Raw genomic sequence first — 18,930 nt, forward strand, 5'->3', positions numbered from 1 at the left:
GAAAGACCAGATTAGAAATCTGGATCAGACCACGAACAACAACAAGATTGCGATCAGCAGCGAGAAGATGCCGAGCGCTTCGGTCACGGCGAACCCGAAGATCAAGTTACCAAACTGGCCTTGTGCTGCCGAAGGATTGCGCATGGCGCCTTCCAAGAAGCTGCCGAAAATGTTGCCCACGCCGATGGCGGCGCCCAACATGCCCAAGCAAGCAAGGCCTGCACCAATGTACTTTGCGGCTTCTGCGTCCATGATGAATTCTCCTGAGGGATAAGGGACGATTAGAAAGAGGTGACTTAGTGATCGGCTGCGTGCAGCGCGTCATTGAGGTAGATACAGGTCAACATGGTGAACACATAGGCCTGCAGGAATGCAACGAGGGTTTCCAGTGCATAGAGGGCCACCGTCATGACGAAAGGCAAGATCGCCCCGACAGCACCCACGGCTCCGGTCTCGGCCATCATCGGCACGAAACCAGCAAACACTTTCACCAGAATGTGGCCAGCGAGAATGTTTGCCCAGAGACGGACGGCATGTGACAGAGGACGCGAGAAAAAGGAAATAATCTCGATCGGTGTCACAATGATATAAAGCGGCCAAGGGATGCCCGATGGCACGAACAGCTTGAGGAAACCTAAGCCATTTTTAGCAAAGCCGACGATGATCACGGTGAAGAACACCAGAAGTGCCATCATGGCGGTCACGATAATCTGGCTGGTTGGCGTGAAATTATAGGCAAACAAACCAACCATATTCACCGTAAAGATGAATAAGAACAAGCTCAAAACCAGCGGGAAGAACTTCTTGACGCCTTCCGAACCAGCCGAGCTATAGAGCATGTTATAGACAAAGCCATAGGCGGTTTCGCCCAAGGTTTGCATACGGCCAGGTACCAATGCCGCTTTAGCAGAGCTTGCCAACATGAAGGCCGCAGGCAGGGCCGCCCCGAGAACAAGGAACAGGCTCGCGTTCGTGAACGACACATCATAGCCCGCCAACTCCATGGGGACCATGGGGGCGATATGGAACTGGTGCATCGGATCGCTGGCCACGCCGCTTGTCTCCTGCTTCACGCTTCTTCGTCTAAGTTGTCCTTCAAGCCGGATGCTTGGGGATCAACGGGATTGGCCTCTGTCATCTGACGGGAGGCCCGAATTAAATTCACCGTGCCGGTCACAAAGCCGAGCGCCAGACCGACCAAAAGGCCCCATGGCTGCGTCGTCAGAACAACATCAACACCATATCCCAATAGGCCGCCGACCAGAATTGCCGAGGCGAATTCTGAAGCCAGACGCAGCCCTAAGGACATACCCGACCGATCCGTACCAACCCTTGGCCCGGCATTCTCTCGCTCTTGATGAAGCGTAGCCACACGTTTGGCCAACTCATCAAGGGCATCAGAGCCATGTGGGTGTCTAGGATCAGCCATGAACCAGCCGTGCGAACAACAAAAGTGCGGACTTGCCCCCTTGTCGACGCGGGCGGAAACTAGAGGCGCCCTTTAGCCAAGTCAACCCGAACAGATGTGGTTCTACTATTCTGTTTTTGATCACTTTTTCGGGATTTTTACAGTAAGATGGTGCAGTGCGGCATTTTTCGAGCCGTTTCGGACGTGAAAATCAGGATTCTGGACTGGGTTTTGGGGCCGGTTAGCTGCATAGGTAAAGGATCCAAGAGCGGTCGCGGCGTCTAAGCTTTCAGGATGGAAAAGGATCACAAGGCTGTCATCTTCCAGGGCGTCACCCAATCGGGCATCTTGGGTCGCAAATTCGCGGAGGGCCCTAGGCCCGGTTTTGTTCCACTAGGCAATAAAAAGGGCCCGGCAGAAACCTGCCGAGCCCCATAGGATCGCTCTAAAGCCTGCGTCTAGCGCTTGTAGCTCAGCTTCAGATAATAGAAGCCGCCGTTGAAGCCAGCAGGCGCGGTCGTTGCATATTCGGCCCCGAGGATGGTGGCATAGGGATTTTTGGTTGGGTAGCTGTCGGTCAGATTTTCAGCGCCCACAGTAAGCGAGATCGCATCGGTCAAGGAATAGGTGACTTCCGCATCAAAGGTCACTTGTGCGTCGCCGTCGATCGGCAAATCAAACGCATCCGCGTGGGCTTCATAGAACTCGCCGAAGTAGTTTAGGCGACCATTGAAGTTCCACTTACCAATGGAGTGGCTGAGGCCAATATTACCCCGGAATTTCGGCAAGCCTTCTTCCATTTGGCGCAAGCCGGCATTGCCGTCTGATTCCAGACCAACCAGTTTTTCACCGCGCGTGACGTCGGTCTCTGTCCAGTTGGCTGCAAACGACAAATTGGTTTTGCCGCCAAACAGATCCAAGGGATAAGATGCCACAAAGTCGACGCCTTGGGTGGTCGTATCCACGCCATTGACGAAGAATTTGAAGGCTGTGAAATCGGGGGTATCGCCGCCCAGAGCCCGGATTGCAGCTTGCTCTGAAGCGGTCAAAGCGTTGAACTGCGCTTGGGTCAAAGACTTAGTTGGCGCGCTCAAGCGGATACGATCCTCCATCTCGATGTTGAAGAAGTCGAGGGTGGCTTTGAGCTTGCCAATTTCAAGACCAGCCCCAATCGAGAAGTTCTTGGAAGTTTCTGGCTTCAAGGGCTGACCACCGAGCAATTTTCCCAGAACCGAAGTTGGTGGGATTGTGCCGGTATTCTGCAGGCTTTGAACGCCCCCCGAGCTAACCAGCGACGTGGTGGTGTTGATGATGTTAGCTTGACCCGGGGTTGGCGCACGGAAACCGGTCGAATAGGTTGACCGAAGTGTCAAGGCGTCTGTGGCCCGCATCAGACCCGACAATTTGTAATTGGTCGTGGTACCGAAGTCTTCAAAGTCTTCGCTGCGCACGGCTGCACCCAAAGTCACCTTTTCAGTTACATCGGCTTCAAGGTCGACATAGACCGCAACATTGGAGCGATTCCACCGGCCTGCCGTGGAAGGGTTGAAGCCTTGGAAGCCGTTGGAGCCCAGACCAAAGCCTTGGCTGGCTAAAGGCCCGCGTTCCCATGAGGCTTGATCGCCTGCCTTCAACTCGAAGGATTCATTGCGCCATTCAAAACCACCCGCAATGTTCAAGGGCGATGCGAAAGATGCCACTGGCATGGCGTAAGCCAAGTCAATATTGAAGGTTTTTTCCAACTGGGTCTGCCCCCCTGGTCGGAAACTGGTTGGCGTATTGGGACCCAAGGACGGGTTGATCGTGTTGCGAATATTGAAGTCAATATCGCTCATGCCAACACCGAAGCTGATGTCATAATCAATGCCCTTGAACTTGCCCTTTGTGCCAAGGTAGCCGGCAAGGTCGGTCAACTCACCGCCGAAGCGCGGGGTAAAGCCACCGGGTAGCAATTCAACAAAGGCAAAGCAGTTTGGATCGGCTTTCAGGGCGGCAAGTCCTGCCGTCCCCGGTGCGACAGCCGCACATGGGGTTGTCCCCGGTGTAAGGTCACCGACCAGCCAAGTCGTCCCGCCATCGTTGGAATAGACACCACCACGGGTGTTCGGGTTACGATAATAGAAACCGCCTTCGGTTTCTTTTTTGCCGTAATTGCCGAAAGCATAGAAGGATTGGGTTTCACTGGCTTCGATGCCTGCGTTCAAGAATGCTTTAAATTCGCTCTTGATTTCAGGTGAACCCCAAGTTTGCACGGGAGAAGCAGAAACATTTGTGTTGCCAGCAGCGCGCAGTGCCGCAGCATCACCGCGTTGGACCGAGCGGCTGGTTTCACCGGCCTCCCGATACTCCAGCGTCAGGTTTGCAAAGCCAGCATCGGTCAGCGGCACGCCGAAATTGCCGGCGATTTGATAGGTTGTGCCGTCGCCCTCATAGAATTGGCCATATTTGGCTTCTACTTCAAAGGAATCTGTGTCGTCGCGCAGGCGGAAATTCATGACGCCAGCAATGGCATCGGAACCATATTGAGCGGCTGCGCCATCGCGCAGGACTTGGACTTGCTTCAAGCCGATTGACGGGAAGATTGAGATGTCCGGCCCCTGGGCACCGTCTGAAATACCGCCGCCGAGGAAGGCTACGACTGCCGAGCGATGACGGCGCTTGCCATTGATCAAGACCAGAGTGTGATCTGGTGCCAAACCGCGCAGGTTGGCTGGACGCACGATTGAAGCGGCGTCGCTGATCGATTGGGTGTTCACATTGAACGAGGGCACAACATTGCGGATCATGTTGGCGACGTCGGTATCACCTTGGGCTGCAATTTCAGCGCCGCTAATAATATCGACAGGTGCTGGTGTGTCTGCGGTTGATCGGACGGCGCGACGACTGCCAGTCACAATGATCACTTCTTCCGCTGGCGCATCGGCTGCTGCCGGTGCAGCTTGGGCCAGAGCGAATTGGGGAGCCGCTACGATCAGAGCAGAGGCAACCGATAGGGCCAACATGCTTGCGCCGCTCAATTTCGTCGTTTTCTTCATGGATGATTTATCCTTAATTGTGACTGCTCGAAGTCAGTTTTGTAAACAATCTGACATTTCGTGGTTAGCTCACAAATTTGTTATGACAAGTCGCGCGCCATCCAAATTCCCGAAAATTCGCACGAGATACGCGTTAGGCGCGACATTGAGTCCAACTTGTTGCAGAACAGTCACAAATTCGTGAGGTCTATGCCGCATGGTTGTGCAATCGATTGGGGAGGGCTCGGCCTACCATAGTTTATTCCGCCGAAATGAGGGCCTCGGCGCGACTCAAATCAACACTCACCAATTGAGAGACACCGCGCTCCGCCATGGTCACACCAAATAGCCGGTCCATGCGGGCCATGGTGATGGGGTGGTGGGTGATAACGATGAAGCGGGTCTCGGTGCGCTGGCGCATTTCATTCAGCAAACGGCAGTAGCGATCGACGTTTGAGTCATCCAATGGCGCATCAACTTCGTCGAGCACACAAATGGGCGCGGGATTGGATAGGAACACCGCAAAAATCAAGGCTGAAGCGGTCAGCGCTTGTTCGCCACCACTCATCAAGGTCAGGCTTTGGAGCTTTTTTCCGGGCGGGCAGGCATAGACTTCAAGTCCGCCGCCTAAGGGGTCATCACTCTCGGTAAGGCGCAGTTCAGCTGTGCCACCGTCGAACAAGGCTTCAAACAAAACACGGAAATGACCATGCACTGTGTCAAAGGCTGCAAGGAGACGCTCTTTGCCTTCCTCATTGATTTGATCAACGCCTCCACGAAGCTTGGCAATGGCTGAGGTCAGGTCATCCTTATCGGCGACCAGAGCGGCAAGGCGAGCTTCCTGTTCGGCCACTTCTTCATCGGCACGCAAATTGACCCCGCCTATGGCCTCGCGGTCATAAAGTAGTTTCGCAAGTCTTTGCTCGGTTGCTTGAATTGTGGTTTGGTCAAAGACTTCCCCCATGGCAGCGCGCGCTCGACGCTCACAATCGGCTGGATCGAGTTGTAAAGCGCGGCGGATCTCATCGCTCAATTCTTGGAGGCGCTCGCTAGCGGCTTCGGTGCGGATGGCAGCAGCCGCGCGCGCTTCGCGCGCTGCAGACAAGGCTTGGCTCGCCAAGCGGTCTTGCTCGCGCAGGCTACGTATATTGACTTCGGTTTGGCTGAGCGCATCATCAGCCTTGGCTTTCCGGGCTTGGGCGGCGGGGACCTGGCTTAACAGTTCGCGCTGGCGCTTTTCGATCTCACGTGGGGCATCACTGGCTGCTTGCTTGCGCGCCATCGCTTTGGCGTTCTCTTGGTCTAATTCCGTCAAGCGGCTTTCAGCCGCCTTGAGGCGGGTCTGCCACGATGCCAAATCCCGTTTCAGACTGGTTTCTTGGCTATCGCGGGCCCCAGCGCGCGATAGGATTTGGTTCAAGCTCGCTTGGGCTTGATTGGCCGCCGCGCGCGCCAGTTGGGCCTGTTGTTGTACGCGGGTAAGCTGGCTTGTGTCCTCTTCCGGCGGCAGAGCGGCCAAAAGCTCGGCAGCAACATCAACCAGCAGTCGGGCTTGGTTTTGTTCCTCCGCGGCTGCAGCGGCGCTGACCTCGGCTTGCTCACAGCTGGCGCGCGCACGGGCAAAATCGGCTTCGAGACGCGCAATTCGGTCTCGCGCACCGGCCACTGCCGCAAAGGCGCGTGGGGCCTCAGCGCGTGCATGGCGGGCCTGGGCCCGCTTCTGATCGGCTTTCGCACGGGATTCGGCTGCGGTTTTGGCCAGCGTTTGGGCGGTTTCTTGCGCGGCTGGCACTTGTGCCTGCAAAGCCTCAAGGCGGGTTCTTTGTTCCAGTTCAGCCGCCGTCGACGACACGGCATCCTTGCGGCGCACAAACCCATCCCAACGTCGCATGTCCCCCTCGCGGGTGACAAGGCGAGCACCTGTAGGTAAATCGGTGCAGTGATCAAACAAAGTGCTGTCAACCAAGCCGATCCCCAATAGACGCGCCTCTAATTGCGCCGGGAAATGTGTGACAAACGCTATTAGCGGGCTTACACCCTCTGGCCATTCAAATGCGCGCGCCTCTTGCCCAGTCCAAGCGGCCGGGGCTTTAGCATCGAGCGCTGCTTGCAATTCATCGCCAAAGGCTGCCGCAACAGCTCGTTCGTACCCCGCTTGCGGACGTATGCTATCTAGCACCTTAGCCCAAGAGCCAGTGGCCGGCTTTTTCGTCATGGCTTCGAGTGCCTTTAGCTCGGAATTCAGGCGGTCGAGCTGATTTTGGGCTTGGCGGGCTGCTTCGCGGGCTTCGCTTTCTTGAGCGGCGGCCTCTTCGGCTTCCTTTTCACTCTGATCGGCACGCTCGGCGGCCGCGGTTGCTGCATCGGTTATTGCCTCAGCTTCTTTCCGAGCAATTTGCAGCACATCGTCATTCGGCAAGGCCTGCTTGAGGCGAGCCACCTCGGCTTGGATGCGCGCGACAGCTTCTTCCCGACGCCGTAATTGCGCCTTTGCATCTTCATAAGCCCGCATCTGGGCATTGCGCTCGGCAACGGCGGCTGCACGTTCTGAAATTGCCGCCGTCAAGGCCGCTTCGGCTGCTTCGCGTCGCTCGTTTTCGCGCGTGGTGATTGCTCTGGCTTCTTCGATTTCGCCATCAAGGGCGCTGCGATCGGGCAGATTAGCTAAAGCCTCTGTGGTTTGTCGCAGATTTTGCGTCGCATCTTCAAACAGGGTTTGCTCGCGCGCTTTGTCATTGCGGATCCGCACCAGATCGGCTTCGGCCGATTGTTGGGCCTCACGAGCGCTTTGAAGATCGCGTTCACAGGCAATGCGTTGACCTTCCAATCGCCGCAAAATGGCTTCAGCAACGGCTTGTTCTTCGCGTAGCCCACCTAAACTTTCGTCGGAATTTTCGGCTGCCGCAGCCGCCTTATTCGCGGCCAAGGTGGCATCGGCCAACTCTTGCTCGGCTTTACGCTGATTTTCCTGGGCTTGGGCCAGAACAGATTGGGCCTCTGTGTAACGCTGCGCGAATAGGAATGTTTCCAGCGTGCGGATTTCCTCGGCCACGGCGCGATATTTGGTTGCTTGACGGGCCTGCCGTCGCAGACCATTCAATTGATCCTGCATGGCTTGGATCACATCGTCCAACCGCTCGAGATTGGTTTGCGCACCTCGCAGCTTGAGTTCAGCTTCATGACGCCGCGTGTAAAGACCAGAAATACCGGCAGCCTCTTCCAAAATCCGACGACGGTTTTCCGGCTTGGCATTAATCAATTCACTGACTTGATTTTGCCGCACCAAAGCCGGTGAATTTGCCCCAGTCGACGCGTCCGCAAACAAAAGTTGGACATCTCGGGCGCGGACTTCTTTGCCATTAATCTTGAAGCTTGACCCGGCAGCGCGGCGGATTTTGCGTGACACTTCGAGAACGGGGTCTTGGTCAAACGGGGCGGGCGCGCGGCCCTCACGATTATCCAAGCTGATGACCACTTCGGCGATGTCTCGCGCGGGGCGCTTATCCGTGCCCGCGAAAATGACATCATCCATTTCCCCACCGCGCAACGCCCGCGCAGACGTTGCCCCCATGACCCAGCGCAGGGATTCGAGGATATTGGATTTGCCGCAGCCATTTGGTCCCACAATACCGGTAAGGCCAGGCTCAATCTTAAGATGGACCGGGTCGACAAAGGATTTGAACCCGACCACACGCAGGTCTGTCACCCTCATGGTTTTTTAGCCTTAGGCTTTGGTTTGGCCTTGGTCTTGGTGGGGGTGGCACGTGGGGCCGGTGGCAAGGCTGCTAGCGCGGCATCTAATGCCCGAGCGATGCTTTGAGCATCATAGGGGGGTGGAAGCAGGGTGGTTCCCCGGGCGGTTTGGATGAAGAAAGTGGGCGTCCCTGTGACGCCCAAATCTTCACCTGTGACAGATTGCTGGTTGACCGCTTCGGCGTGGGATTGGGTGCGTAAGCACACATCAGCCTGGGCGGTGCTCATCCCACTAGACTGGGTAAAAATCCGATAGACTGCGTCCTTTGCACCCTTTCCTTGTTGGGCCGCTTCGAAGATTACGCTTTGTTGTTGAAAGAATGCGTCTAGGACCTTGTGATAGGCTTGGGGTCCGGCGCAGCGCGCCAGACTATGCATGGGATAGGCGAGGCCCATGGGCGGGGTTGGAAAAGCGCGAAAAACATAGCGCACCCGTCCGGGCGTGATATGGCTGGCTTTCAGGCTTGGCAAAACATTGTTGTTGAAATCCGCACAATGAGAGCAGGTTAGGCTGCCATATTCAATCAAAGTCACTCTGGCGCGCTCTGACCCCAATGGCCAATCGGGAACTGGGGTCGGCGCAGATTGCGTGTTGGCTTGTATGGGTGCAGCCTTTGGTTTTTCGGTCGCAAAGGCAAACCCATTGCCAAACGTCAGCCCAATTATGGCGGCAATCCAGCAAGCAGCCGCCCGTGCCGGCCAGTATGTGGCGCGATCACTCTTCAGCAACGGGCGGCGATGACGCAAGGCTATGCGACCTTATTTTGCCTTGGCCAAAGCCGCGTCGAGGGCCTTGGTAACATCATCAACTGTCATTTCACGTGTGGCGGGACCTTCGAATTTTTCACCATTGATAAAGATGGTTGGCGTGCCCTGCACGCCGGCTTTGACGCCGCCTTCGCGAATATCGACCAGATCTTTCAGGATGTCCTGATTGGCCATGCATGCATCATATTTGGCCTTATCCATCCCAGCAGACACGGCGATATTCAACAGCGCTTGCTCCGCCCCGGTCGGTCCTTGGGCTTGGGCAAAAATTTCGCGCTGGCCACGCATCAATGCGTCAATGATTTGATCGCGCTTTTCCCCACCGGCACAGCGCGCTAGCAAATGACCTGCGGTGGCAAGTTGCACTGGCTCGGTCGGAAACTCGCGGAAAACATAACGCACTTTACCGGTGCTGATGTATTTTTCCTTGATGGTTGGCAGAACTTGGGTGTGGAAGTTTGCACAATGGGGGCAGGTGACGGATGCATATTCAATCATCACCACTTTCGCATCTTTTGAGCCGACCGGAAAATCGGTGGCATTTTCAAGGGCACTACCCGGTGCCCCGCCCGATGCGCCACCGCCACCTGGGCTACAGGCGCTCAAAACTAAAGCCGTTGCGATGACGGCCGTTTTGGCAACAAATCCAATGCTGGGGAATTGAAAGGACATCTGGTCACTCCTCTTGTGCCTGCTTCCTAGGGAGTCGAGGCCGGTTTGTCATCTTGGTTGCCTCTATCCGGCAAAATCATCAGTTAGTCGATAGATGCGGTGGCTTCGGCCAACCGTGTCAAGGCTGCTTTCAAGCTTGGTTGCGTCACCTGTTCAAGCTGTTCATCCAGTTTTCGCTGCTCACTGGCGTTCAATTTTCGGTTTGTGGTTTTGGCAGGGGCTTTAGTTGCTTGTTTCAGAGGCGCGCGAACCAGGGAGAGTTTCTTGATTTTGCCGGCCCCTGCCAAGCGGACGAGGCCGACAATTTCTGTTGACCGCATGGAGAGGAGGGGGGCTGCCGCGGCAACGACTTTTAGGACGAGGGTTTCACCTTTGATCTGATCGGGTTGGCAAATGGTCGCAATCTTGTCGCCCACAATTTCGGCCCACCGCCCTTGTAGCTCACGGACGGTCATGCCAGCCTTGCGCTGATCGGGTGGAACCAAATTCGCAATCAGGCGCGCAACAGGGGGGGGACCTGCCCAAACAGGTTTGCCGCGACGCTGGGATAGCCAAGCCGTCGCTGCGACTTCCAACTGTGCGTCAAAGCCATTTTGTTCGCTGTCAGATGAAGGAATTTCCGCCATCCCGCCTGCTTAACCTATTCAGTGCCGATCTGCGAGGCCTTGATGTAATTGGCGGACAAAACGGGTAGGGACGGGGTATGCCCGCAACGACGCCCGCTTTGCTTTCCGACCTCAGAGACCACTTGTTGGCTTGGTATGATGTCCATGCCCGGCCTTTGCCTTGGCGGATACCGCCATTGGAGGGACGCGCCGGGCGACGTCCAGATCCCTATCATATTTGGCTGTCGGAAATCATGTTGCAGCAAACTGGCGTTGTGACGGTAAAGCCCTATTTTGCCGCGTTTTTAGCGCGCTTCCCGACCATTCAGGACTTGGCCGAAGCCCACTTAGACGAGGTTTTGGGCCTGTGGGCCGGTCTTGGTTATTATGCGCGTGCGCGCAATCTGCATGAAGGGGCTAAGGCCATAGCCGCTTTGGGTGGGTTTCCAACGACGCAGACAGGCCTCCTCTCGATTAAGGGTATCGGCCCCTATACAGCTGCTGCGATTGCCGCCATTGCTTTTGACCAGCCGCACGTCCCCGTTGACGGCAATATTGAACGCGTCTTGTCGCGGCTGTGGCTAATCGAGGCCGCTTTGCCTGTGGCCAAGCCTGTTTTTCGCGAGGCCGCATCCCGGTTTGAACATTCCCATAGGCCCGGCGATTTTGCGCAAGCCATGATGGACCTTGGGGCCACAATTTGCACCCCGCGTAACCCTGCTTGCTCTGTGTGTCCGTGGTCCAAAAGCTGCGCAGCCTTGGCTAAGGGGTGTGCGAGTGACTATCCAAAGAAGCAGGCAAAAAAGGCCAAGCCGGTGCGCTACGGGGTCGCTTTTGTTGTGTTGGACCCTGAAGGCGTTTGGGTGCGTCGTCGGCCACATGAAGGCCTTTTGGGTGGGATGCTGGAAGTGCCAAATCTGGCCTGGCAAGAGGTGCCCTACGCGCCTTCAGAATGCATGCGTGAGGGCGTGGTTCAAAACGCCGATTGGGTTGCTTGTGAACCAGTGCGTCATGTCTTCACGCATTTTGAGCTTCGCATGCAGGTGTTTTCCGTTCGGCTGGACGAGGTTGTGACGCCAGACCTCTATCATCATGTCGCGCCCCAAGCCTTAGCGCAGGCTGCCCTACCTAGCTTGATGCGCAAAATCATTGCATCGGGTCAAGCAGGCCTAAGGACGAAGTGAGTGCCTAAGCCGCGATCGCAGGGTCTTTGGCTTTTGGCTCATGGTCCACGTTGAGGCTATTTGCCCGATGGGCCTCGTCATACTGCAGGATGGTCAACTCAAAAATGGAACCGACTCCACTCTCACTGGTGACCGTCACATCCCCACCCATAAGACGGGCAAGTTTGCGCGTGATGGCAAGCCCAAGGCCTGTGCCGCCAAATTTCCGCGTGGTTGAATCGTCGGCTTGGACAAAAGGATCAAAGATGCGCCCCACTTGTTCGGGCGTAAGACAAATCCCGGTATCCTTGACTTGAAACAGCAGGTAATCGCCGCTTTGTTTCAATTCCAAACTTACCACGCCCTGATTGGTGAATTTCGCGGCATTGGAAGCCAGATTATACAAGCATTGGCGTAAACGCGTCGGATCGCCGAAGGCATGATGGATTGGTGCCGCCTGCAGCGCCAACACATTGCCATTGGTCTCAAGAATGGGCCGAATAATGTCGGCCACTTCCTGCAGAATCGCGGCGGGAGAATAGGCGATCGCCTCTGTCTCCATAGAGCCAGCTTCAATTTTGGATAAATCCAAGATTTGGTTGATGAGGCCCAACAAATGCTTACCTGCCCCCTTGATACGGGCTGCATCCTCACGGCTTTGCGCCAGGTTTGCACCTTGAAGGTCGTCTTCAAGAATCTCAGCATAGCCAATCACAGCGTTCAGAGGTGTGCGTAACTCATGACTCATGATGGCCAAGAAAGACGATTTTGCCTTGTTGGCAGCCACCGCGCTGGCCCGCTCGGCTTCTGCCTCAAGGCGCCCTGCAGCATCGATCCGCAAGCGCTCAAAGGCGCGGGCGAGGGCACCTACCTCATCGCCGCGCTCTTGCAGAGGGGTTTCTTCGCTGAGGTCGCCCGATACAAAGCGCTCTGCAACTTGGGTCAAAAGCTTCAGCGGCTTTGTGACTCGGAAGCGCAAAAAGGCGAACACAAAGATCAGCGCGACTGTAAACAGAATCGAGGTTGCCAATAAGGATTGGTTGCGAGCGGTTTCAAGTCGAACAATCCGCTCTTCCAAAAGTCGCGACAATTCGGTTGCGACGATGAGGCTAACATCGTGAAACTGCTTGCGGGCTTGCCATTCAAGGGCAGCGGCCACCTTCGGTTCGAAAGTGTCGCTGCCACCCGAGAGACGGCGCGTATAGGTGTCCAGCCGGTCAAGGGCCCGAATACCTTCGGCAAATTCGCTCTGGAAAATCCCCAGTCGTTCTGCGGTTCGAGAATGACGCAACGCTGATGCTGCAGAATCTTCAAGCTGACTGATTGCCACGCGATAGCCGCCGCTCACGCGCAGCAATTCATTGCCGTCAGTTGCGACATTGGATTTATTCTCGCTACTGAAATAGCCCATTGCAACAGCTTTGGCGTCTAGGATTGACTGTGTTGCTGGGAAGCGGACGATCAAAAGGTCCATCAAATAATAGGAATCCAGCTCTGGATCGAGGATTAGGTTAGACGCATCGCCGACTTGTCCAGTGAGGGTTCGTAGCTTGGAGCGGATGGCGTTTACAGGACCAATTTCGGCACGCCCGCTGGCTGCAATTTCAAGCAAATCCTCAGATACTTGCTCAACGGTTGCCTCCGTCGAGAACGCATTGCCATAACGTGCTTGTGCCCGCTTTAGGTCTGACACGGAAGTAAAGAGCTGCGAGGTGAGTGCGCCGCTGGTTTCTGACTGAAACATCGCTTGGCTCAGGCTGATGCCAGCCTCATTGATGGCTTTGGCCATTTCAACGCCGCGAAGTTCTCTCTGTGCGAAATCAATCGCCTTTTGCTGTTCTTGCAAAAACAGGACAAGCAGCAGCGCGATTGGCGCCAAAAAGGCTGCCACCGCCACCGTCAGGCTGGCCGTCAGCTTTAGAGCTCGAGGGGTTACGGTACGCAGGTTCATTGCGTATCGTATAAAACCCTTAGGTTATCATTGCGCTAAATTGGACATGTCAATTGCATGCATGCGGGCGGCTTTGGGGCCGCCCGTGCCGATTTTTGGGGCTTTTGAGAGGGTATTCGCGATTAGGCTGCCATGCGTGCGCGAACTTCGCGGCGCAAAGTGTCGATAGGGACTAAGCCTGAATCAGTACGCAAGTGCCAATAGGTCCAGCCGTTGCAGGCAGGGGCATGCTGAACTTGGGCACCAACCCGGTGGATGGAGCCAACCATTTCACCAGCCATGATTGACCCGTCAGCACGCACGCGCGCCGCCACATCTCCACGTGGCGAGTAGATGGCGTCACCCGCACGCAATAGACCCTGCTCAACAATCGTGCCAAAGGGTACGCGCACTTCGTCTTTCTTGGACTTCATGACTGCGAGGTCATCAAGCTGTCCTGGTTCGACGCGAGAAATACGTTGCTCTGCAGCCAAGGCATAGCCAGCATCCCGCTCTAAGCCGATCCAGCGGCGACCCAGTGCTTTGGCTACGGCGCCGGTTGTGCCCGACCCGAAAAAGGGATCCAAGATCAAATCGCCTGGCTTACTTGCGGCCATCATGATGCGATGGAGCAGGGCCTCTGGCTTTTGGGTTGGATGAACTTTTTTACCAGACATATCCTTCAAGCGCTCATGGCCTGAACAAATGGGGATGGACCAGTCTGAGCGCATTTGCACGTCATCATTGAGGACTTTCAACGCGTCGTAGTTAAAAGTGTAGCGCTTTTGATTGGCCGATTTGGTTGCCCAAATCATGGTCTCATGGGCGTTTTGAAAGCGTGTGCCTTTGAAGTTTGGCATTGGGTTCGTCTTGCGCCAGATGACGTCGTTCAAGATCCAGAAGCCCTGATCTTGCAAGGTGGCACCAACGCGGAAAATATTGTGATAGGAGCCAATCACCCAAATTGTGCCGGTGTCGGAAAGGCAGCGCCGTGCGGCGGCCAGCCAAGCCTTGGTGAAGGCGTCATAAGCGGCAAAGTCTGCGAATTTATCCCACTCGTCATCGACTCCAGCCACTTTGGAATTGTCAGGACGGGTAAGGTCGCCACCTAATTGCAGATTATAGGGCGGGTCGGCAAAAATCATATCAACTGAGCCTTCAGGCAGGCTGTTCATGAGCTCAATGCAATCGCCAATCAAAATGCGGTTTTCGTAATCTGCTGACATGTTGTGCCCCTTGTATGTGCGGGCCCAATTGAATCTATTAGGGTTAAAAAAGGATTCACAAACGGAGTCAGTGATTCTTTTTTTGTGCAATACTGCAGTAAAAGTTTTTTCCCAAACTGGCCGCCCTCTGATGGGGGATGTCAGAGTGCGGCGCTGGGGGATCGCCTCAGGGCATGGGCGACCCTTCAAGACGGGCCAAACACTTGGCTCCATCCTAAACTAGCGGCATTTGCCAAAGCGGTCTGGTGAAGCACCGGGACCACCGCGAGTACCCGGTGGGTTTTCCCAATTTGTGCCGCGGCCGCCGATTGGGCCGGGGGGATTGTTGTCATGATCGAACCAGCATTTGGCCTTTTGGTTCCAGAATCCAAAGCTTGGGTGCCAATAGCCAATGCGGGCGTTGTAATAATAGCCATGATAGGAAGGCACAAAGACGTAGCGCGTGCCCTTGTGGTGATAAATGCGGTCGGGTGAGGTGCCAGGGCCACCGCGTGGGCCGGGTGGATTTTCCCAATTGGTACCGTGACCACCAGCTCGACCTGGGGGATTGTTATCACGGTCTTTGGCATAAGCAGGGGCACTGGCACTTGCCACAAGAACAAGAGCGGCCGTGGCGGCAAACAAACTTGGAATCGGTTTCATGTTTCTTCTCCATAGGTTGGGTCCCGTCATCGAGACAAACGCAGTGGGGACGGTTATTCCGTCTGAAACTGTCGCAACATTGCAGAAGTTTAATTTTGTAGCGCCGCGAGCACCTTGGCGACTGGCTTATAGCTCAGCCGGTGGATTGGGCAGGGACCTAAGCCTATGAGGGCTTCTTGGTGGGCCTTGGTGCCATAGCCCTTGTGCTGGGCAAACCCATAACCAGGATAGAGGTGGTCAGCTTCGGCCATCACGCGGTCGCGTGCGACTTTGGCTAGAATGGAAGCGGCTGCAATCGACAGCGAGAGATGATCGCCGCCAATCACGCAGAAGGCGGGACAGCCAAGCTTTGGTGGGCGATTGCCATCCACGAGTGCGAGGCTGGGTTGGGACGAAAGATTTTCAACCGCCAGTGCCATCGCCTTCAAAGTGGCTTTCAGAATATTTGTGGAATCAATTTCTTGTGCCGTTACCATCACAATCGAGCTCGCCAAAGCCTGCTCTTGGATCGCCTCAAAAAGCGTATCGCGTTGGGCATGGGTCAGGCGCTTAGAATCATCGATGCCTGTGGGTAGATTTCGGGGGTTCAAGATCACGGCAGCCGCAGCCACCGGCCCGGCCCATGGGCCGCGTCCGGCCTCGTCAATGCCACATACAGTCTCAAGCGGCACACGCAGCTGTCTGGCATAGTCTGTTTCAAGGGTCAGATCGGGCATCGCTGCAACACTATGGCGGATTCGCTCAGGAATTCGCATCTCTCCCACATTGGCCCCCTTTCTTATCTCGGGCGGATTGCTATGGTCGGCTGATCAGATAGGAAGCACCCATGAGCAGCAAGATCGAGCCAAGCCAGTTTGACGCCTATTCCAAGGCCGAAACCGACGAACCGTTTTTCACGCTTTTGGCCCGTGATCCCATTGCGCCATCCTTGGTTGAGGCTTGGGCCTATTTGCGCTCGGGCCAGATTGGCGCGGCAGAGATTGCGTTTAAGCAAGCTGTTGATGCTGCAACCCATATTGATCCGCAAATGCCAGGCGAAGCGCAGATTCGCTCTGCGTTTGAAGTTGCCGATGAGTGCCGCCAGTGGGCGCGCTCGAAAATGGTGTCAGGACGCCGGTAAACCATGACTTCTGCCCCCGATGCGGCAGCTGTGCCGCAAGGTGGGCTGCTGAAAAAGCTCCTTTTTTTAGCCGGTCCGGTTGCGGGATCGAACGTGCTCGTCATGTTGATGGGCTTGGTCGATTCCATTTTGGTGGGGCGTCATTCTGCCACGGAGCTTGCAGAACTTGCCTTGGCCTGGAGCCTGAATGGCACGGCATTGGTTGCAACCATCGGGCTGTTGGTGGGCGTACAAGTGTTGGCTGCCCGTCGCTTTGGAGAGAATAACCCACGCTCGATTGGCCTGATCTGGCGACGCGGTATCGTAACATCGATCATCATGGGCTTTAGCCTCGCTTTGGTCCTGCACTTTGGCGCACTTTGGGCGCTCGAGCATTTGGGCCAACAACCCGATTTGGCTAAAGGGGCGGCATCTTGTGCGGCGATCTTGGGCCTCAGCCTGCTCCCCAATGCTGTCTATCTGACCTGTGCCAAGACGTTGGAGGCCTTATCGCGGCCCCGTGTTGCGCTTGCCTTGATGGCGGGAGCTAATGTGGTCAACCTCGCATTGGCAACCTATCTTGTGCCGCTTCAGGGCGCGGATGGGGCCGCGTGGAGTACGTTAGGCGCGCGTCTCTTCTTGGCGATTGGGGCTCTAACTTGGTTGCTGAATATGCCGGATTCTCAGCAATTCGGCTTCTTGGACTTTTCAACCCGCGCAGCCCCCGGGGAAGCAAAAGAACAAGTTTCTATCGGCCTCTCGGCTGCCGGCAGTGGCGTTTTGGAAGCGGGATCCTTCAATATTCTCACCATTATTGCTGGCTTGGCAGGGGTTGTTCAAGTTGGTGCCTTCAACATCGTGATGAATATCATGTCGATTGGCTTCATGCCCGCGATGGGCATTGCTTCGGCAACGGCCGTTATAGCCTCAAACGCACGCGGCGCGGGTGACCTTGCTGGTGCCCGCAAGGTTGCTTGGCTTGGCCTAGGTCTATCGGGCGTTTACGCGGCACTTTTTTCACTTGTAACTTGGGTTGCAGCCAAGCCGATTGCCAGCGCCTTCACGACAGACCCCAGCTTAATGACCTATGGGGCCGTTTTGGTCGGTCTTGTTTGGCTGATGGCGGTCCCTGACTTTTTGCAAGTTGTTGCCGCTCAAGCGTTGCGCGCTTTAGGCAAGCCATGGTTTCCCACAATGAGTCACTTTGTCTCATATGTGCTGGTTATGTCGCCCTTGGGGTGGCTATTTTGTATCCATTTCGAACGCGGCGCACGCGGCCTTGTTGAGGCTGTGGCACTGGCCAGCATCGTTTCGGCAGGCATTTTGGTGCTTCGTTTGTTTGTCTTAGGCCCGATCGCGTCGACAGAGGCTGCAAAAGCAGTCGATCCCCAAGCTGATAAGCCTTTATCCCCATAAATCAGGCTCTAGGCATTTGCGTTGGTCTCAATCTTGCGGTCTTTCATCTACCTGTACTCTTTCGGCACAGGATGGGAGAGCATCGTGCGCACTTTCGGCAAGCGGCAATTACGTACGGCAGGAGCAACCGTCTTCTTAGGGCTGCTCGGCACGTCGGCTGCGCTATTGCCAATCGCGATCTTCGCCGTTTTCAGTCAGGGTGAGCCTGCTCACTGGACCCTTTATGCAGGGGCGTCCATCGTTGGCGGTGCGGTGATTGGCTGGGTCCTGCGCCGCTAAAGCTGGACAGGCGCCTTAAACGCCCAAAATCCAGCCTTCTTCTTGGGCAATCGTCTCAATTTGAGCCTCTGTAAGGCCCTTGGCCGGTCCAAACGCCGAAGCAAGTTTTCCTGCCTCATCTAAAGCTGCAAAGTGCTCTGCAATCGCGCGTACTTGCGCCAGGTCCTTTACCTCACCTGCCGCCGGAACTGCTTTGACCAGTGAGGGATAAATCTCGGCCATGACGATTTTGACCCCATCGAGGTCCTCACGCGAGAGAGCCTTATAGCCGGTTTCAAAAGGCCAAATGCGCGCGTCGGCGCGGGTGTCGCGTAGCTTTTTTACGACGGGGATACCCGTTAAAGCCTGCGATCCGACGGATCCCGCCGTATAGAGTTTCCAGATGGGGCTTGCCCCTGTGGCCGCAAGTTCGGCTAAGCGGTGCTCTGGCAGGTCACCTGCACCATGTGGGCGCGTTTTTTTAGATTGTAGCGTCGTCAATACGTCGCGCGGTGGACAGCCCCAGAAAGGGAAAGGCCCACCCGAGATCAGTCGGTTCATCATCGCTGCTACTTGGAAGCGATTATTGGCATTATCCGGCTTGTCTTTAATTTCCTTGGACAGAAATGCCTGCATAGCCGCCCAAGGGGCACCATCAAACTTCAAAGCAGCGGCTGTTCCTGTTGGATATCCGAAGGGGAAGTCAAAACCGATCAGCGTGCGGTCGCCGCGCTTGTCAAATTCCCCCAATAGCGCGGTAATCGCCTCAAACGCGGCTTTGCGCGTGGATGGATTTTGCGCCTCAAACCGCAATTGGAGGCGCACGTCACGACGCAAGATACCGATCCAAATTGAATCGGCACCCGTGGCAGGCTTCGCCGCGGCCGACCAGTCAACCATAACATAATTGTCGAAAAGGCGGCTCATGGGTAGTTTCCTATTCAGGGTCGAAAATTGAAGCGCGGCTTCTACAGGG

General features: G+C 55.7%; 17 protein-coding genes. 4 read left to right on the forward strand and 13 right to left on the reverse strand.

What is annotated here, in order from left to right; genetic code table 11:
- Positions 1–24: 24 nt before the first annotated feature.
- The 8 genes from B7364_RS12980 to B7364_RS13015 all read right to left on the reverse strand — a co-directional run bounded on the left by B7364_RS12980 (position 25) and on the right by B7364_RS13015 (position 10,241).
- Complete coding sequence (locus tag B7364_RS12980) at positions 25–252, reverse strand: F0F1 ATP synthase subunit C (protein WP_085340465.1); 228 nt, start codon at positions 250–252, stop codon at positions 25–27.
- 44 nt (positions 253–296) lie between these two features.
- A complete protein-coding gene (locus B7364_RS12985) occupies positions 297–1,052 on the reverse strand; it encodes a F0F1 ATP synthase subunit A (protein ID WP_085340555.1) in 756 nt (251 codons plus the stop codon).
- 17 nt (positions 1,053–1,069) lie between these two features.
- Positions 1,070–1,429 carry an AtpZ/AtpI family protein gene (locus tag B7364_RS12990; RefSeq protein WP_085340466.1) on the reverse strand — a complete coding sequence of 120 codons (360 nt, stop codon included), beginning with the start codon at positions 1,427–1,429 and terminating at the stop codon, positions 1,070–1,072.
- A 437-nt stretch (positions 1,430–1,866) separates the two neighbouring features.
- On the reverse strand, positions 1,867–4,443 hold the full coding sequence (locus tag B7364_RS12995; RefSeq protein ID WP_085340467.1) for a TonB-dependent receptor plug domain-containing protein: 2,577 nt from the start codon (positions 4,441–4,443) through the stop codon (positions 1,867–1,869).
- Between the two features lie 238 nt (positions 4,444–4,681).
- Positions 4,682–8,134 (reverse strand): chromosome segregation protein SMC, encoded by a 3,453-nt coding sequence (gene smc, locus B7364_RS13000; protein WP_085340468.1) that lies wholly within the window; start codon positions 8,132–8,134, stop codon positions 4,682–4,684.
- Positions 8,131–8,922: a DsbA family protein gene (locus tag B7364_RS13005; protein WP_157893697.1), complete on the reverse strand. Its 792-nt coding sequence runs from the start codon at positions 8,920–8,922 to the stop codon at positions 8,131–8,133. The genes smc and B7364_RS13005 overlap by 4 nt, the downstream gene beginning before the upstream one ends.
- A gap of 12 nt (positions 8,923–8,934) precedes the next feature.
- A complete protein-coding gene (locus tag B7364_RS13010) occupies positions 8,935–9,615 on the reverse strand; it encodes a DsbA family protein (RefSeq protein WP_085340470.1) in 681 nt (226 codons plus the stop codon).
- 83 nt (positions 9,616–9,698) lie between these two features.
- Complete coding sequence (locus B7364_RS13015; RefSeq protein WP_085340471.1) at positions 9,699–10,241, reverse strand: DciA family protein; 543 nt, start codon at positions 10,239–10,241, stop codon at positions 9,699–9,701.
- Between the two features lie 77 nt (positions 10,242–10,318).
- Here B7364_RS13015 and B7364_RS13020 point away from each other — a divergent pair, with 77 nt between their 5' ends.
- Positions 10,319–11,404 (forward strand): A/G-specific adenine glycosylase, encoded by a 1,086-nt coding sequence (locus B7364_RS13020; protein ID WP_085340472.1) that lies wholly within the window; start codon positions 10,319–10,321, stop codon positions 11,402–11,404.
- A 4-nt stretch (positions 11,405–11,408) separates the two neighbouring features.
- On the opposite strand, the gene B7364_RS13025 is transcribed toward B7364_RS13020, so the two are convergent.
- The 4 genes from B7364_RS13025 to B7364_RS13045 all read right to left on the reverse strand — a co-directional run bounded on the left by B7364_RS13025 (position 11,409) and on the right by B7364_RS13045 (position 15,936).
- Positions 11,409–13,334, reverse strand: a complete 1,926-nt coding sequence (locus B7364_RS13025; protein ID WP_085340473.1) for a sensor histidine kinase — start codon at positions 13,332–13,334, stop codon at positions 11,409–11,411.
- Positions 13,335–13,456: 122 nt separating this feature from the next.
- Entirely contained in the window at positions 13,457–14,539 is a 1,083-nt protein-coding gene (locus tag B7364_RS13030) for a site-specific DNA-methyltransferase (RefSeq protein WP_085340474.1), read from the reverse strand.
- Positions 14,540–14,758: 219 nt separating this feature from the next.
- On the reverse strand, positions 14,759–15,181 hold the full coding sequence (locus tag B7364_RS13040) for a hypothetical protein (RefSeq protein WP_085340476.1): 423 nt from the start codon (positions 15,179–15,181) through the stop codon (positions 14,759–14,761).
- An 89-nt stretch (positions 15,182–15,270) separates the two neighbouring features.
- Positions 15,271–15,936, reverse strand: a complete 666-nt coding sequence (locus tag B7364_RS13045; protein WP_085340477.1) for a ribonuclease HII — start codon at positions 15,934–15,936, stop codon at positions 15,271–15,273.
- Positions 15,937–16,007: 71 nt separating this feature from the next.
- On the opposite strand from B7364_RS13045, the gene B7364_RS13050 reads away from it, so the two are divergent.
- The 3 genes from B7364_RS13050 to B7364_RS13060 all read left to right on the forward strand — a co-directional run bounded on the left by B7364_RS13050 (position 16,008) and on the right by B7364_RS13060 (position 17,975).
- Complete coding sequence (locus B7364_RS13050; protein ID WP_085340478.1) at positions 16,008–16,301, forward strand: PIN domain-containing protein; 294 nt, start codon at positions 16,008–16,010, stop codon at positions 16,299–16,301.
- 3 nt (positions 16,302–16,304) lie between these two features.
- Positions 16,305–17,696 carry an MATE family efflux transporter gene (locus tag B7364_RS13055; RefSeq protein ID WP_085340479.1) on the forward strand — a complete coding sequence of 464 codons (1,392 nt, stop codon included), beginning with the start codon at positions 16,305–16,307 and terminating at the stop codon, positions 17,694–17,696.
- An 84-nt stretch (positions 17,697–17,780) separates the two neighbouring features.
- A complete protein-coding gene (locus B7364_RS13060; protein ID WP_085340480.1) occupies positions 17,781–17,975 on the forward strand; it encodes a hypothetical protein in 195 nt (64 codons plus the stop codon).
- A gap of 15 nt (positions 17,976–17,990) precedes the next feature.
- Here B7364_RS13060 and B7364_RS13065 read toward each other — a convergent pair whose 3' ends face one another.
- A complete protein-coding gene (locus B7364_RS13065) occupies positions 17,991–18,881 on the reverse strand; it encodes a cobalamin biosynthesis protein CbiG (protein WP_085340481.1) in 891 nt (296 codons plus the stop codon).
- Positions 18,882–18,930: the final 49 nt, after the last annotated feature.

It is taken from the genome of Aquidulcibacter paucihalophilus (assembly GCF_002105465.1).
In the GTDB taxonomy this organism is placed as follows: Bacteria; Pseudomonadota; Alphaproteobacteria; order Caulobacterales; family Aquidulcibacteraceae; genus Aquidulcibacter; species Aquidulcibacter paucihalophilus.